Consider the following 15,094-nt stretch of genomic DNA (forward strand, 5'->3'; position numbering starts at 1 on the left):
CGGAAGGCCGCCTATCTAGTCCCCAAGCCGACGAACCACAATATCTTGTGGTCGGCGCGATAGCGAGGACGTAGTCAAGCCGTCCTCCGTGCCTCCGCAAGGGCTCCAGAAATGTCTTGGGCCAGTGCGCGGGCGGTCTCGAGCGTTAGGCCGCTGACAAGAATCACCGGGCGACTGTCGGAACGTAAGCGCACGCTTACCTGATGGCTGACAAACGCCTGCGCGTTCTTAAGGTCCGCGACGGCCTTCCCGGTTTGACGAGCGGGCTCGGCTTCCTGATGGCTCACGGCGACTTCCACGATGTCCGCCGATTCGTAGAGATAGCCGTCAGCGACGACGCCGGCCGCGTCCACCCTGATCTCTTTGGGAACGCGACGCGCGTTCTCAAGTTCGCATCGCTTCTTGAGGTTTCGGCTCTGAATGATCCAGGCGATCCCCAGCCCAATGAAGGCGATGCCCACGACGAAAATAAGCAGAACGACGCCAATACAGATCGCTCCGACGCCCAGCGCGAATATCTGGCCCGCACCCTTGTCACCCGGATAGGAAGCCGGCGTGACGCTGAAGAGGACCGCGCCGTTCTGCTCGCGTCGATTGTAGAATGAACTCATGATCGCGCCCCTTCAATCGATCCATCTCGCCGCCTATCGACGGTATGTGGGAGCATACGGCGTCCGACACCCAATGCAAAGCTTGTCCTGCATGGGCTCAGCTCTTCGCAGGCGAGCCCAATCTTGCTAAGGCTTTTGCAGTACGCGTCGGAGCTTGGCGATCACCACCCGTTCGACGGCCTTTGGCTCATTGGCCGGTCCCATGGCGCTGACCTCGCGGCCGGTGGCCACGTGGATGGCGGAGCATTTGAGGTAGGGACCGTTGCGGACGAACTCGACGATGACCTCTCCGAGGTCGTCGCCCGTCGTCATGCGGCGACGGGACGGCGCGCCACGTTGCAGTGGGCGAACAACGTATCCATCGCCTGGACCAGATGATCCATCATCGCGTCCGTGTGGTTCGGCGACGGGGTGAAACGCAGACGCTCGGTTCCCTTGGGCACGGTCGGATAGTTGATCGGCTGAACATAGACGCCGTACTGGTCCAGCAGCATGTCCGAGATCATCTTGCAGTGGACCGGATCGCCGACGTGCACCGGCACGATGTGGCTCTCGCTCTCCATCACCGGAATGCCGGCGGCGGCGAAGCGGGCCTTGAGCGTGGCGGCGCGTTCCTGATGTTTTTCACGCAGTTCCGGGTGACTCTTGAGATGCTGCACCGAAGCCAGCGCCCCGGCGGTCAGGGCCGGCGGCAGGCTGGTGGTGAAGATGAAGCCCGAGGCCCAACTGCGCACCGCATCCACGATCACGGCGTCGGCGGCGATGTAGCCGCCCATCACGCCGATAGCCTTGCCCAGGGTGCATTCGATGATGTCGATCTGGTCCAGGACGCCGTCGCGCTCGGCCACGCCCGCGCCGGTCCGGCCGTACAGGCCCACGGCGTGCACCTCGTCCAGATAGGTCATGGCGCCGTATTTCCTGGCCAGGGCGATGGTGCCCGCCAGGTCGGCGATGTCGCCGTCCATCGAATAGACGCTTTCGAAGGCGATCAGCTTGGGCGCCTCGGCCGGCGCCGAGGCTAGCAGGCTTTCCAGATGCGCCAGGTCGTTGTGCCTGAACACATGGCGCTCGCCGCCGCCGTGGCGGATGCCGGCGATCATCGAGGCGTGGTTCAGCGAATCGGAGAAGACGATCAGGCCCGGCAGGATCTTCTGCAGCGTCGACAGGGTCGCCTCGTTGCCGACATAGCCCGAGGTGAACAGCAGCGCCGCTTCCTTCTGGTGCCAGGCGGCGAGTTCGGCCTCCAGGTCCACGGCGGAGCGGGTCGTTCCCGAAATATTGCGCGTGCCGCCGGCTCCGGCGCCCACGGCGTCGATCTCGTCGTGCATGGCCGCCAGCACATCGGGATGCTGGCCCATGCCGAGATAGTCGTTGGAACACCAGATGACGACGTCCTGCTGGGATCCGTCCTCGCGTCGGCGCACCGCCAGCGGAAACTGGCCGCGCACGCGCTTGAGATCGGCGAAGACGCGGTAGCGTCCTTCGCTGCGGACCTGCTCTACGGAGCGGTCGAAGGCGGCCTTGTAATCGAACAAACGCTCGGTCTTTCGCTTATGGCGACGGCTTTCGCGTTATTTGCGCCCCCGGCCCCGCCTTGTCCATGTTTGCAACGTGGACAAAACGACCCAAACCCTTAATTGATAACGCTTCTCACTACGCCGCTGGTCAGCCGGGCTTGCGGAAGCGATAGACGAACTGGTCCGTCCGGCCCCTGATCTTGTCGTCGAAGACGTTCAGGCTGTGATCGTCGGCGGGGTTGGCGACCACGGCGCTTTCGCCCTCGTAGACGAAGCCGGCCGCCTCGACCTCGCGCTTCAGATAGTCGCCTTCGATCCGGTGCAGGGTCTGCACGACCGATATGCCGGCGCCCGGCGCCGCCTGGTGGTCGATCACGACATAGCGGCCGCCCGGCTTCAGCGCGGCGAAGACGGCCGCGTTCATCCTGGCCACGTCGGTGTCGAAACCGGGGATATGGAAGTCGTGGTATTCCTGGCTCATGAAGACCATGTCCAGCGGTTCGGCGTAGGTCATGGAGTCCAGCAGGCCGTTGACCCGCGTCACGTTCGGATAGGCCGCGACCAGCAGGTCCGCCGCCGGATTCTCCCGCGCCATCGTCAGCTCGGGCACGAAGGCGTAGACCCGGCCGGTCGGCCCGACCACATCGGAGAACAGGCGGGTGAAATAACCGGCGCCGGGACGGATGTCGGCGACCTTGTCGCCCGGCGCGAGCTGGGCGAAGGCCAGTATCTCGGCCGGATGACGCAAGGGATCGCGCGCGACCTCCTCGGCCGGGCGCTTCGGATCGGCGACGGCGTCGCTGTAAAGGGAGACGTAGGACGGCGTCGTCGTCCCGCTGCCGCCGCTGGAGATCACATTCCGCGATCCGCTCTCCGACGACACGATGATACAGGCCGAAAGCCCCGCAGAGAGCGCCAGAACCGTCGCGCTGGCCGCCAAACGTCCGATCATCGTCATCTCCCTTTTGCCGCCGATAGGCTCGCATTTCGGCGATCCGCGCAAGCGTCGATCACGACCGAAACGATCCGACGCATCTCGCGATTTGCGCCGTCCGCCCGGCGAGGCTAGTCCCACGCTAGGTTTTCCAAGGTCTCGTCATGCTTCCCTATCAGCCCGCCCCCTTCCCGCTCGCCCGCCCGCGCCGCCTGCGCGCCAGCCCCTGGGTGCGTCGTCTGGTGGCGGAGACCACCCTGACGCCTGCCGACCTGATCTGGCCGCTGATCGTCCACGACGGGGCCGAGGACCGCGCGCCGGTCGCCTCCATGCCCGGCGTGTTCCGCCTGTCGCCCAAGGCCGCCGCCGCCGCCGCGATCGAGGCCCGCGACCTGGGCATCCCGATGCTGGCCTTGTTTCCCAACGTCGACGGCGCGATCAAGGACGCCGTGGGGACCGGGGCTACCGATCCCGACGGACTGATCCCCGACTGTATCCGCGCCATCAAGGACGCCGCGCCCGAGATCGGCGTCATGACCGACGTGGCGCTGGACTGCTACACCGACCACGGCCACGACGGGGTGATGGAAGGCGACCGCATCGCCAACGACGCCTCGCTGGAGCGGCTGGCCGAACAGGCCTTCATCCACGCCCACGCCGGCGCGGATGTCGTGGCGCCTTCCGACATGATGGACGGCCGCGTTCAGGCGGTGCGCGAGGCGCTGGAGGCCAACGGTTTCCACGACACCTTGATCCTGTCCTATGCGGCCAAGTTCGCCTCGGCCTTCTATGGCCCCTATCGCGACGCCGTCGGCTCCTCGACCATGCTGAGGGGCGACAAGAAGACCTATCAGATGGATTACGCCAATTCGGACGAGGCGCTGAAGGAGGTGGCCATGGACCTGTCGGAAGGCGCCGACGCGGTGATGGTCAAGCCGGGAATGCCTTATCTCGATATCGTGCGGCGGGTGTCGGAGACCTTCCGCGTGCCCACCTTCGCCTATCAGGTGTCGGGCGAATATGCGATGATGCAGGCCTCTATCGCCAACGGCTGGCTGGACCAGGACCGCGCGATCCTTGAGACCCTGCACGGATTCAAGCGCGCGGGTTGCGCGGGCGTGCTGACCTATTTCGCGCCGCAGGCCGCGCGGCTGCTAGGCAGATGAGCTTGGAGATCCGGCCGATCACGGAGGCCGACTGGCCGGGCCTGTGGCCGATCATCGAGACCGTCACCCGCGCGGGCGAAACCTATGCCTATCCGCTGGACATGACGGAGGCCCAGGCGCGCGTCCTGTGGACGCCGCCGGCGCCCGGCGCAACCCTGGTCGCGGTCGAGGAGGGCCGGGTTCTGGGCGCGGCCAAGATCATTCCGAACCAGCAGGGCAACGGCGCCCACGTCGCCAACGGCAGTTTCATGGTCGCGTCCGAGGCGCGCGGACGCGGCGTGGCCCGCGCGCTGGGCGAGGCGGCGCTGGCGTTCGCCCGCAAGGCCGGTTTCAAGGCGATGCAGTTCAACGCCGTGGTCGAAACCAACGCCGTCGCCGTCGCCTTGTGGAAGAAGCTGGGCTTCGCCATCGTCGGCACGGTCCCAGAGGCCTTCGATCATCCGAGGGACGGATTGGTCGGCCTGCACGTCATGCATCGCAAGCTCTGAACCTTCAGTCGCGCCGTTGCAGCCGCGCCGCCAGGCTGGAGGTGTCCCATCGGTTTCCGCCCATGTCCTGCACCTCGGCGTAGAACTGATCGACCAGGGCGGTCAGGGCCAGTTTCGCGCCGTTGGACCGGCCCTCGTCCAGCACCAGCCCCAGGTCCTTGCGCATCCAGTCGACGGCGAAGCCGAAGTCGAACTCGCCCCTGGCCGCCGTCTTCCACCGATTGTCCATCTGCCAGCTCTGCGCCGCGCCCTTCGACACCGCCTCGTAGACGGCGTCGGTGTCCAACCCGGCGGTCTGGGCGAAATGCACCGCCTCGGCCAGGCCCTGGACCACGCCGGCGATGGCGATCTGGTTGACCATCTTGGTCAACTGGCCCGATCCGGCCGGCCCCATGTGCTTGATCGCCTTGGAATAGGCCTTCAGCGCCGGCTCCGCCCTGGCCAGGGCGTCGGCGTCCCCGCCCGCCATGACGCTGAGCTGGCCGCTTTCGGCGCCCGCCTGGCCGCCCGAGACCGGCGCATCCACGAAGCGGCGCCCCCGCCCCTTCGCCAGCTCCGCCATCTCGCGCGCCAGCTTGGCCGAGGTGGTCGTGTGATCCGCGATCACCGCCTCTGCGGCCAGATGCGGCAAAGCCTCGGTGACGACCGCACGCACATCGTCGTCATCGCCGACGCAGAGCAGCAACAGTTCTGCACCTTGCGCCGCCTCCCCGATCGTCGCGGCCGCTTCGCCGCCCGTCGCCGCCGCCCAGGCTTCGGCCTTCGCGATCGTGCGGTTGAAGCCGGCCACGTCATGGCCCGCAGCCACCAGGTGACGCGCCATCGGGGCGCCCATGACGCCCAGGCCGGCGAATGCGATCTTCATGTCAGGCTCCTAGCTGCGGTCTGCGCCGGACTAGGCCGCGCCGCGACCGGGTTCAAGGTCACGGCCGGTTAACCTTGGCCAGTCCAGAATGGGACACCACTCCTCGGGATGCGCATCCATGTCCGTGAGCGATCGTCCGATCCTCATCAAGAAGGTCAAGAAGGTCTCCGGCGGGGGCCACCACGGCGGTGCGTGGAAGGTGGCCTATGCGGATTTCGTGACCGCCATGATGGCCTTCTTCCTGTTGATGTGGCTGATCAACACGACGGACCCGGAGCAGAAGCGCGGCATCGCCGAATATTTCGCGCCCGCCAGCGTTTCGGAAACGACCTCGGGCTCGGGCGGCATTCTGGGCGGCACAGCGCTGGGCGACGACGGTCCCAAGAGCTCGGGCTCGCAGTCGGTGATCCAGGAACTGGCGCCCGAAGCGCCCGACACGGACCGACCCGGCCCCAGTTCGAACCTGTCGTCCGCCAGCGACGCGGCGCTGCAGGCCGAAGTCCAGAAACGCGAAGCCGCCGAGTTCGCCAGCGCGGCGGAATCGCTGCGTCAGGCCATGCAGTCGATGCCGGAATTGGCGGAACTGTCCAAACAGCTGATCGTGGACCAGACGCCGGAGGGCCTGCGCATCCAGCTGGTCGATCAGGAAGGCCGGTCGATGTTCGACAACAACTCGGCGCGGCCCAATGCGCGGGCCCAGGTGCTGCTGCGCGCCGTTTCCAAGGTGATCAACCGCCTGCCGAACCGGATTTCCATCACCGGACACACCAGCGCGACGCCGGGCTCCAGCCGCGCCAGCGCCCCGGCCGACTGGAGCCTGTCGTCCGAGCGCGCCAATGCTTCGCGCCTGGCGCTGCAATCGGCGGGCGTCGATCCAGACCGCGTCTATTCGGTGGCGGGCAAGGCGGGGTCCGATCCGCTCTATCCCGACGATCCCAGCCTGGCCGGCAACCGCCGGATCGCCATCGTCCTGCTGCGCGAGGCGCCGGTTCTGCCCACGGACACCTCGCTGTGATCGGTCCGGCTGCAACGCCGACGCTTGCAGCCCGCGCGCGAATGAAGGCAAATCGCGCTCATGAGCGTTTCGCCGCAAAATCGGCAAGATCGGAAGCGGACCTGAGGCCGTGACCCAGCACGTTCCGACACGCCAGCTTCGGTTCTTCATGACATCCGTGGCGCCATGCCCCTATCTGCCCGGCAAGACCGAGCGGAAGGTGTTCGCCAACCTGCCCTTCTCCGACGGCGCCCACGTCAACGACGAACTGACCGTCGCCGGGTTCCGCCGAAGCCAGAACATCGCCTATCGCCCGGCGTGCGAGGCCTGCGACGCCTGCGTGTCCGTGCGCCTGCCCGTGCCCGATTTCGCCTTCAGCCGTTCGCAACGCAAGGTGCTGAGCCGCAACGACGACCTGTCGCGCAGCCTGGTCGAGGCCGAGGCCACCACCGAACAGTTCCAGCTTCTGCGCCGCTATCTGACCACGCGCCATCCCACCGGCGGCATGAGCGACATGGGCTGGCTGGATTATGTCGCCATGGTCGAGGACACGGCCGTCCGAACCCATCTGATCGAATATCGCCTGCCATCGACCGACGGCGGACCCGGAGATCTGGTCGCCGTCACCCTGACCGACCTGCTGAAGGACGGTCTGTCGATGGTCTACAGCTTCTACGACCCGACGATGGAGCGTCGCAGCCTGGGCCGGTTCGCCATCCTGGACCATGTGCGCCAGGCGGCCATCGTCGGCCTGCCCTATGTCTATCTGGGCTATTGGGTCAGGGGTTCGGCCAAGATGGACTACAAGGCCGGCTTCCGCCCGATGGAGGCGCTGGGCAAGCTGGGCTGGAGTCGCCTGGAGGAATAGGCGACCCGACGCGGCCGCCTATCTGAACTTCCTCAAGCCCCGCGGCCCCTGACGGCCGGCGCCGGCGCGCTTGCCCAGCCAGTCCTTCCAGTCGGGCCAGTTGCGGCGGCGGCCGCCGCCATCGACCCATTCCGGCCCCGCCTCGGCGTTGAACACCGCCACATCGGCCAAGCCGCCCTGTTTGAAGGTCTGCAGCTTCACCCCCTTGCCGCGGCCCATCTCGGGCAGTTCCGCCAGCGGGAAGATCAAGGTCTTGATGTTGTCGCCGATGGTGGCGACGTGATCGCCCCCAGGACTTGTCGGTACGCGAAGCATGGCCAGCATCTCGCCGTTCAACACCTGTTTGCCGCCCCGCTTCTGGGCCAGCGCATCATCCTCAGGCGTCACGAAACCATAGCCGGCCTTGGACGCGATCAGCAGCTTCGCCCCCGGCTGGTGCGCCAGGAGGGCGATGATCTCGGCCTTCTCGTCCAGGTCGATCATCAGACGCAAGGGTTCGCCGTGCCCGCGACCGGACGCCAGCTTGTCGGCCCCGATGGTGAAGATGCGCCCGTCCGACGCCCCGACCAGCAGCTTGTCGGTCGTATAGGCCGGGACCAGATAGGCCAGCTGGTCGCCTTCCTTGAACTTCAGCTCCGACGGGTCTTCGACCTTGCCCTTGGCGGCGCGGATCCAGCCGCGTTCAGACAGGATGACCGTGATCGCTTCGCGCGGGATGAAGGCCTCGGGCGCGACGAAGGCCGACGTATCCACGGCCTCGGCGATGGTCGTGCGGCGCGGCGAGATCAGGGCCTTTCGCACCGCCTCCAACTCCTTGGAGATGGCCTTCCACTGCTTGCCTTCCGACGACGTCAGCGCCCTCAGATTGGCAAGTTCTTCCGACAGTTCGTTGAATTCCTTCTCGATCGTCATCTCTTCCAGCCGCGCCAACTGACGCAGTCGGGTGTCGAGGACGAAGTCGGCCTGAACCTCGGTCAGGCCGAACCGCGCGATCAGGACGGCCTTGGGCTGTTCCTCCTCGCGGACGATGCGGATCACCTCGTCGATGTTGAGGAAGACGATGCGCAGCCCTTCCAGCAGGTGCAGCCGCTTCTCGACCCGCGCGATCCGCCATTGCGAGCGACGGTTCAGCACCTCGCGCCGGTGATCCAGGAAGGCCTTCAGGCAGTCCTTCAGCCCCATGACGCGCGGCGTGCCGCTGGCGTCCAGCACGTTCATGTTGATCGGGAAACGCACTTCCAGATCGGACAGTTTGAACAGGCTCTCCATCAGCATCTCGGGCTCGATGGTGCGGTTCTTGGGCTCCAGGATCAGGCGAATGTCCTCGGCCGACTCGTCGCGCACGTCGCCCAGCAGCGGCGCCTTCTTGTGCTCGATCAGGTCGGCCAGGGCCTCGATCAGGCGCGACTTCTGCACCTGATAGGGCATTTCGGTGACGACGATCCGCCACACGCCGCGCCCCAGGTCCTCGGTCTCCCAGCGCGCGCGCAGCCGCACCCCGCCCCGGCCCGTCTCATAGGCGTCCAGCATGGCGGCCTGGCTTTCCACGGCCACGCCGCCGGTGGGGAAGTCCGGGCCGGGCACGTGCTGGACCAAGTCCTGCGTCGTGGCGTCCGGCCGCTCCAGCAACAGTTGGCAGGCGTCGATCAACTCGCCGACATTGTGCGGCGGGATGGAGGTGGCCATGCCGACCGCGATGCCGGAAGAACCGTTGGCCAGCAGGTTCGGGAACCCGGCCGGCAGGACGACCGGCTCCTCGTCCTGGTCGTCGTAGGTCGGGCGGAAATCGACCGCGTCCTGGTCGATGCCGTCCAGCAGAAGGACGGCGGCGGGCGTCAGCTTGCACTCGGTATAGCGCATGGCCGCCGCGCTATCGCCGTCGATGTTGCCGAAGTTTCCCTGGCCGTCCACCAGCGGATAGCGCTGGGCGAAATCCTGGGCCAGACGCACGAGGGCCTCGTAGATCGAGGCGTCGCCGTGCGGGTGGTATCCGCCCATGACCTCGCCGACGACCTTGGCGCATTTGCGCGCGGCCGCCTGCGGGTTCAGCCGCATCTGGTGCATGGCGTACAGGATGCGCCGGTGCACGGGCTTGAACCCGTCGCGCACGTCCGGCAGGGCGCGGTTTGTGATGGTCGACAGGGCGTAGGCCAGATAGCGGCGGCTGAGCGCCGTCTCCATCGGCTCGTCGATGATGCGGCCGCCTTCCGGCGGCGGGGCGTGGATCGAATCGGGGATCGGAAGCGATTAGTCTAGTCCGCCCGGCCGAAGATTGGGGGATAAGCGCGCGGTGAACGAACGCGGCCTGGGGTTCACGGTCGTCAGGCCTTTGCCTACAGCCGTCCCGCCTCGGCCAGCTTGTCCAGCATCCAGACGCGCGCCGGCGGCAAGGGGCGGTTCTGGGGATGAAAGACGAACTGCTCCAGGAAATGGCCGGTCAGGTCGAACCCGTCCTTCACATCGCCGTGGACCAGGCCCGCCTGGGCCCCCAGCATGAAGGGCGGCAGGGCCAGCATCTTGTCGGCATAGGGGGCGCCGGCCTCGCGGCTGACGGCGCGCCCCGTGCGGGGGCTGACGTAGATCAGGTCGTCGGCAGCGCCCGTCGCCGCGCATTTCGACAGGTCCAGCCCGAAGCCCAGATCTTCCAGCAGGCCGGCCTCGAACCGCACGAAAATCGCCGGCCAGACCTCCGGCAGGGCGAAGGCCGCCATCAGGGCCTCGAAGGCCAGGAAGACGCCGGGATGGGGCTCACGCTCCGGCAGGGCGCCCTGGGCCACGCCGGCGGCGGCGGCCAGGCCGGTCAGGGCCAGGGCGTCGTCGAACAGGGCGCTCGGCCCCTCGCCCACCGGCTCCAGCCGCGCCGCGCCCAGGTGCTCGGCGGTGCGCGCGCGGTAATCGACCACGACCCGCGCCCCGGCCTGAAGAAACGGCCGCATCTTGCGCGACGCCCCGCCCGCCACATAGGCCGAACGGCGTCCGTGGCCTTCGGTCAACAGATCGACGACCGCTCCCGTATCGCCGTGCGCCCGCGCCGACAGGACAAAGGCCTCTTCGTGGAAATCCATGGAGACGGCTTAGCGCGCCGCCTCCAGGTTGGCCATACGTTCCACTGCGACGCGCCGAATCCCGCCCGGGTCTTCGACGGCTTCTATTCCCCGCTTTCCGGCACGGGATAGGTATCTGGCTTCAACACCCTGGCGAGGGCCAGCAGGTTGCGCGCGGCGTTTCGGCCCACGCGGTCGGCATAGTCGTGGCCCTGATCCGTCTCGACATAGTCGGGTCCCGGTCCCGGCCCCAAATGCCAGTAGGTCCAGCTTTGAGCCGGGATGGTGAAGCCCATGTCGATCAGGGCCTGGGACACGGTGGCGACGATGTGATGGGCGCCGTCCTCGTTGCCGGTGATGACGATGCCCGCGACCTTGCCGAAGGCGACGGGCCGTCCGCTGTCGTCCGTTTCCTCGAACAGGGCGTCCATCCGCTCCAGGGCCCGCATGCAGACGCTGGACATCTGTCCCACCCAGGTCGGGGTGGCGAAAACGACGATGTTCGCCGCCATGATCTTTTCGTGGACCCTGGGCCAATCGTCGCCTTCGCCCTGATCGGTCTTCACGCCGGGCTTGATGTTCAGATCGACCAGGCGGACCAGTTCGGTCTCGACCCCGCCCGCCCTCAGTTCGTCGATCACCACCTGGGCCAGGGCCTGGGTGCTGGAGGTCTCGGGCGACGGCTTCAAGGTGCAGTTCAGGATCAGGGCTTTCATCGACGGGTCCTTTCGATCGTCCGTCGCTAACCGCTGGCCTCGACCGACGTTCCCGGTTTACGAAGATCATGGACGGGCGGCTTTGGCTCGACCAAGGTCGAATGGATCGCAATCGTCGCCCCGCCTAGCACCGGGTCGCACCAGGCCCTCCCCGGCCGCAGCCCACAGCCTTGAATGTCATCGCGTATCCGCAGCCAGGCCCTGAAATCCAAAGTCATGTCGGCCCACGACGCCGCCGCCTTGATTCCCCCCGGCTCGACCGTCGGGATGAGCGGCTTCACCGGGTCGGGCTATCCCAAGGCGGTGCCGCCGCAGTTGGCCCAACGCATCGAGGACGCCCACGCCGCCGGCGACGCCTTTCGCCTGAACCTGTGGACCGGCGCGTCGACCGGGCCTGAGCTGGACGGCGCCCTGGCCAAGGCCGACGGGATCGAACGGCGCCTGCCCTACAACTCCGACCCCATCGCGCGCGAGAAGATCAACTCGGGCCAGATGGACTATCTGGACATGCACCTCAGCCAGCTGGCGCCGGCCGTGTGGCAGGGCGTGCTGGGGCCGCTGGATACGGCGGTGATCGAGGTCTCGGCCATCAATGACGACGGCTCTCTGGTGCCGTCGTCCTCGATCGGCAACAACAAGACCTGGCTGGACCGGGCCGAGCGCGTGATCCTGGAGGTCAACGGCTGGCAGAACGCGGCGCTCGAGGGGATGCACGACGTCTATTACGGCACCGCCCTTCCGCCGAATCGGGTGCCCATTCCCCTGACCCGGCCCGACCAACTGATCGGCCAGCCCACCCTTCGCTGCGATCCCGACAAGATCGTCGCCGTCGTCGAGACCGAGGCGCCGGATCGCAACCTGCCCTTCGCCGCGCCCGACGCCACGGCCCGCGCCATCGCCGGCCACCTGATCGAGTTCCTGAAGCACGAGGTGAAAGTCGGACGCCTGCCGGCCGGCCTCCTGCCGCTTCAATCCGGCGTCGGCAATGTCGCCAACGCCGTGCTGGCGGGGCTGATGGACAGCCCGTTCGAACGGATGGCGGCCTATACCGAGGTGATCCAGGACGGGATGCTGGACCTGCTGGACGCCGGCAAGCTGACCGTCGCCTCGGCCACAGCCTTTTCGTTGAGCCCCGAAGCCGCAGCCGATCTGAACAGTCGGATGTCCCAGTTCCAGGGCAAGATCATCCTGCGGCCCCAGGAAATCTCGAACCACCCCGAACTGATCCGCCGCCTGGGCTGCATCGCCATGAACGGCCTGATCGAGGCCGATATATACGGCGCCGTCAACTCGACCCAGGTCATGGGATCGCGCATCCAGAACGGCATCGGCGGGTCGGGCGACTTCGCGCGGAACGCCTTCATCTCCTGCTTCGTCACGCCCTCCACCGCCAAGGACGGCAGGATTTCAGCCATCGTGCCGATGGCCAGCCACGTCGATCACATCACCCAGGATGTCCAGGTCATCGTCACCGAACAGGGTCTAGCCGACCTGCGCGGCCTGTCCCCGAGACAGAGGGCGCGGGTCATCATCGCAAACTGCGCCCACCCCGACTACCGCGACGCCCTGGCCGACTACTACGCCCGGGCGCTGAAGGGGTCCTATGGTCTGCAATCGCCGCATCTGCTGGACGAGGCCCTGTCCTGGCACCAGCGCTACATCGAGACCGGCTCGATGAAGCCCGCCTAGCGCGCCAGCGCCGTCGGGAACTCGCGGCCCAGCGCCTCGGCCATGCCCTGCTGGGCGATCAGGAACACCTGGTCGCGCAGGTGATAGTTGTTGGACAGGACAATCACCGTCACATCCTGATCCGGCTGATAGAGCATCAGGTTGCGGAACCCGCCCCAGCTGCCCGTGTGATAAATCTGACGGTCCTGGAAGCTGGGCCGCACCTGGTCGCCCAGGCGGTTCGAGAAGATGCCATAGCCCCAGTCGCGGCGCGGATGGCCTCGCTCGTTCGGCGTATCGGCGGGCGCGTGATCGGCCAGCATCTGCTGATAGCTGGCGGGTTTCAGCAAAGCGCCCCTATGCAGGGCGCGCTGCCAGACCAACAGGTCGTCCAACGTCGAATAGACGGCGCCCGCCCCCGCCACGATGGACGTATTGGCGTTCGGTTGAGCCGCCAGGCCGCCGGGGAAGTTGGCGTAGCCCATGATCACGCCGTGATCGCCCCCGTCCAGGTCCAGCCCTGTCGCCTTCATGCCTAACGGCCTGAAGAAGGCGTCGCGCATATAGGTCTGAAACGGCTTGCCGCTGGCCTTCTCCACGATGGCGGCGGCCAGGTTGAAGCCGGCGTTGTCGTAACGCACCTTGGTTCCCGGGGCGAACTGAAGGCCGAACCGCTTTGAATCCTCGGTCAATTCGGTCAGCGTCGCAGGGGTCGTCCGACGCATCCCCCAGCCGGGGCGCGCCATCAGGTCGGGAATGCCCGAGGTGTGCGACAGCAGATGGCCGATGCGGATGTCCCGCCACGCCGCCGGACAGGGTTCGATCCATTCGCACACCGGATCGGATACGCTCAGCCGGCCTTCGTCCTGAAGCTTCAGGATCGCCACAGCGGTGAATTGCTTCGAGATCGAGGCCAGTCGGAAGCGCGAATCCAGCCTCAGCGGCCGATCCTGCTCGTAGTTCGCCTCGCCATAGACCTGGCGGAAAAGGACCCTGTCGCCCTTGGCCACCAGGACGGCGCCCATGAACCGCCCCGCCGCCGCCTCCCGATCCAGCCGCCCGGCCAGTTTCGGCAGGTCTTCGACGACCACCACGGGGGGCCTCGGCGGGGCGTCCGACCGTTCCGCGACCAAGGCCGCGTCGCTTTTCGGCGCGACGCTCGTGGCCACGCCTGCCCAGACGGCGCCGCCCAGGACCAGCGCCCCCAGGACGCCCAGAACAAGCCGGGGATGGCCTCCGGCGGTACGCGGCACTTCGAACACGGGAGCTCAGACGTCGAAATCGAGGCCGAACTGGGCGTAGAGGGCGCGGCTGTCCTGCCATTTCGGATCGACCTTGACGGTCAGGAACAGATGCACCGGACGGCCCAGGATCTCGTTCAACTCCTCGCGCGCCTTCTGGCCGATCCATTTCAGGGTCTGGCCGCCCTTGCCCAGGACGATGGGCCGCTGGCTCTCGCGCTCGACATAGATGGTCTGTTCGATGCGGGCCGAACCGTCGGCGCGATCCTCGAAACTGGTGGTCTCCACCGCCGCCGAATAGGGCAGTTCCTCGTGGACGCGCAGATAGACCTTTTCGCGCGTGATCTCGGCGGCCAGGACGCGCACGGGCACGTCGGCGGCCTGATCCTCGGGATAGAGCCACGGCCCCTTGGGCATCGACCGCGCCAGTCGCTGCTTCAGGTCCTCGACGCCGTCGCCGTTGGCGGCGGAAATCATATAGACCTCTTCATAGACGCCGGTTTCGAACAGCGTCTGAGACAGGGCCAGCAGGGTGTCGCGGCGCATGCCGTCGATCTTGTTCAGCGCTAGGATGACCTTGGTCCCCGTGGCCTGAAGATTGGCGATGATGGTCTCGGTGTCCTCGGCCGAGCGACGGTCCGCCGCCGCGCCCTCGCGCCCTTCGGAAGCGATGTGCGACTGGGCGTCGATCAGATGCACCACCACGTCGGCGTCCTCGGCCCCGCCCCAGGCCGAGGCGACCATGGCCCGGTCCAGACGGCGGCGCGGGGTGAAGATGCCGGGCGTGTCCACCAGAACGATCTGGGCGTCGCCCTCCATGGCGATGCCGCGCACCGGAAACCGCGTCGTCTGCACCTTCTGGGTGACGATCGAGACCTTGGATCCGGTCAGCCGGTTGACCAGCGTGGACTTGCCGGCGTTCGGCGCGCCGATGATGGCGGCGAAGCCCGCGCGCTGGTTTTCGATATCGGTCAAATGACGC

The 15,094-nt window shown here is 67.0% G+C and carries 15 protein-coding genes; 5 read left to right on the forward strand and 10 right to left on the reverse strand.

Annotation, left to right across the window (positions count from 1 at the left end; genetic code table 11):
- Window positions 1–74: 74 nt before the first annotated feature.
- From DI624_RS09110 to DI624_RS09125, 4 genes are all read right to left on the reverse strand, one after another.
- Entirely contained in the window at window positions 75–611 is a 537-nt protein-coding gene (locus DI624_RS09110; RefSeq protein WP_291537478.1) for a hypothetical protein, read from the reverse strand.
- Window positions 612–737: 126 nt separating this feature from the next.
- Window positions 738–923, reverse strand: a complete 186-nt coding sequence (locus DI624_RS09115) for a hypothetical protein (RefSeq protein ID WP_291537480.1) — start codon at window positions 921–923, stop codon at window positions 738–740.
- On the reverse strand, window positions 920–2,146 hold the full coding sequence (gene hemA, locus DI624_RS09120; protein ID WP_291537482.1) for a 5-aminolevulinate synthase: 1,227 nt from the start codon (window positions 2,144–2,146) through the stop codon (window positions 920–922). The genes DI624_RS09115 and hemA overlap by 4 nt, the downstream gene beginning before the upstream one ends.
- Window positions 2,147–2,276: 130 nt before the next feature.
- Window positions 2,277–3,080 (reverse strand): hypothetical protein, encoded by an 804-nt coding sequence (locus DI624_RS09125; RefSeq protein WP_291537484.1) that lies wholly within the window; start codon window positions 3,078–3,080, stop codon window positions 2,277–2,279.
- A gap of 146 nt (window positions 3,081–3,226) precedes the next feature.
- Between DI624_RS09125 and hemB the strand changes: the two genes are divergently transcribed.
- Complete coding sequence (gene hemB, locus DI624_RS09130; protein ID WP_291537485.1) at window positions 3,227–4,228, forward strand: porphobilinogen synthase; 1,002 nt, start codon at window positions 3,227–3,229, stop codon at window positions 4,226–4,228.
- Window positions 4,225–4,716: a GNAT family N-acetyltransferase gene (locus DI624_RS09135; protein WP_291537487.1), complete on the forward strand. Its 492-nt coding sequence runs from the start codon at window positions 4,225–4,227 to the stop codon at window positions 4,714–4,716. Before hemB ends, DI624_RS09135 begins: the two co-directional genes overlap by 4 nt.
- A gap of 4 nt (window positions 4,717–4,720) precedes the next feature.
- Here the strand turns inward: DI624_RS09135 and DI624_RS09140 are convergent, their stop codons facing one another.
- A complete protein-coding gene (locus DI624_RS09140; protein WP_291537488.1) occupies window positions 4,721–5,581 on the reverse strand; it encodes an NAD(P)-dependent oxidoreductase in 861 nt (286 codons plus the stop codon).
- A 118-nt stretch (window positions 5,582–5,699) separates the two neighbouring features.
- Between DI624_RS09140 and DI624_RS09145 the strand changes: the two genes are divergently transcribed.
- Together DI624_RS09145 and DI624_RS09150 are read left to right on the forward strand one after the other, a co-directional pair.
- Window positions 5,700–6,596, forward strand: coding sequence for a flagellar motor protein MotB (locus DI624_RS09145; protein ID WP_291537489.1), 897 nt, complete (start codon window positions 5,700–5,702; stop codon window positions 6,594–6,596).
- Between the two features lie 109 nt (window positions 6,597–6,705).
- A complete protein-coding gene (locus DI624_RS09150; RefSeq protein ID WP_291537490.1) occupies window positions 6,706–7,443 on the forward strand; it encodes an arginyltransferase in 738 nt (245 codons plus the stop codon).
- A gap of 18 nt (window positions 7,444–7,461) precedes the next feature.
- Here DI624_RS09150 and parC read toward each other — a convergent pair whose 3' ends face one another.
- From parC to DI624_RS09165, 3 genes are all read right to left on the reverse strand, one after another.
- Window positions 7,462–9,624, reverse strand: coding sequence for a DNA topoisomerase IV subunit A (parC, locus tag DI624_RS09155; protein WP_291537491.1), 2,163 nt, complete (start codon window positions 9,622–9,624; stop codon window positions 7,462–7,464).
- A 152-nt stretch (window positions 9,625–9,776) separates the two neighbouring features.
- Window positions 9,777–10,508: a DNA repair protein RecO gene (recO, locus tag DI624_RS09160; protein ID WP_291537492.1), complete on the reverse strand. Its 732-nt coding sequence runs from the start codon at window positions 10,506–10,508 to the stop codon at window positions 9,777–9,779.
- An 83-nt stretch (window positions 10,509–10,591) separates the two neighbouring features.
- Complete coding sequence (locus DI624_RS09165) at window positions 10,592–11,203, reverse strand: flavodoxin family protein (protein ID WP_291537494.1); 612 nt, start codon at window positions 11,201–11,203, stop codon at window positions 10,592–10,594.
- 174 nt (window positions 11,204–11,377) lie between these two features.
- On the opposite strand from DI624_RS09165, the gene DI624_RS09170 reads away from it, so the two are divergent.
- The gene (locus tag DI624_RS09170; RefSeq protein ID WP_291537496.1) at window positions 11,378–12,892 is read left to right on the forward strand and encodes an acetyl-CoA hydrolase/transferase family protein; all 1,515 of its coding nucleotides are present in this window, start codon (window positions 11,378–11,380) and stop codon (window positions 12,890–12,892) included.
- Here the strand turns inward: DI624_RS09170 and DI624_RS09175 are convergent.
- Both DI624_RS09175 and era read right to left on the reverse strand, forming a co-directional pair.
- Window positions 12,889–14,133, reverse strand: a complete 1,245-nt coding sequence (locus DI624_RS09175; protein WP_291537497.1) for a serine hydrolase — start codon at window positions 14,131–14,133, stop codon at window positions 12,889–12,891. The genes DI624_RS09170 and DI624_RS09175 overlap by 4 nt on opposite strands.
- 6 nt (window positions 14,134–14,139) lie before the next feature.
- Window positions 14,140–15,087, reverse strand: coding sequence for a GTPase Era (gene era / locus DI624_RS09180; protein WP_291537501.1), 948 nt, complete (start codon window positions 15,085–15,087; stop codon window positions 14,140–14,142).
- Between the last annotated feature and the right edge of the window lie 7 nt (window positions 15,088–15,094).

The sequence above is a fragment of the Brevundimonas sp. genome (genome assembly GCF_003248455.1).
Lineage (GTDB): Bacteria > Pseudomonadota > Alphaproteobacteria > Caulobacterales > Caulobacteraceae > Brevundimonas.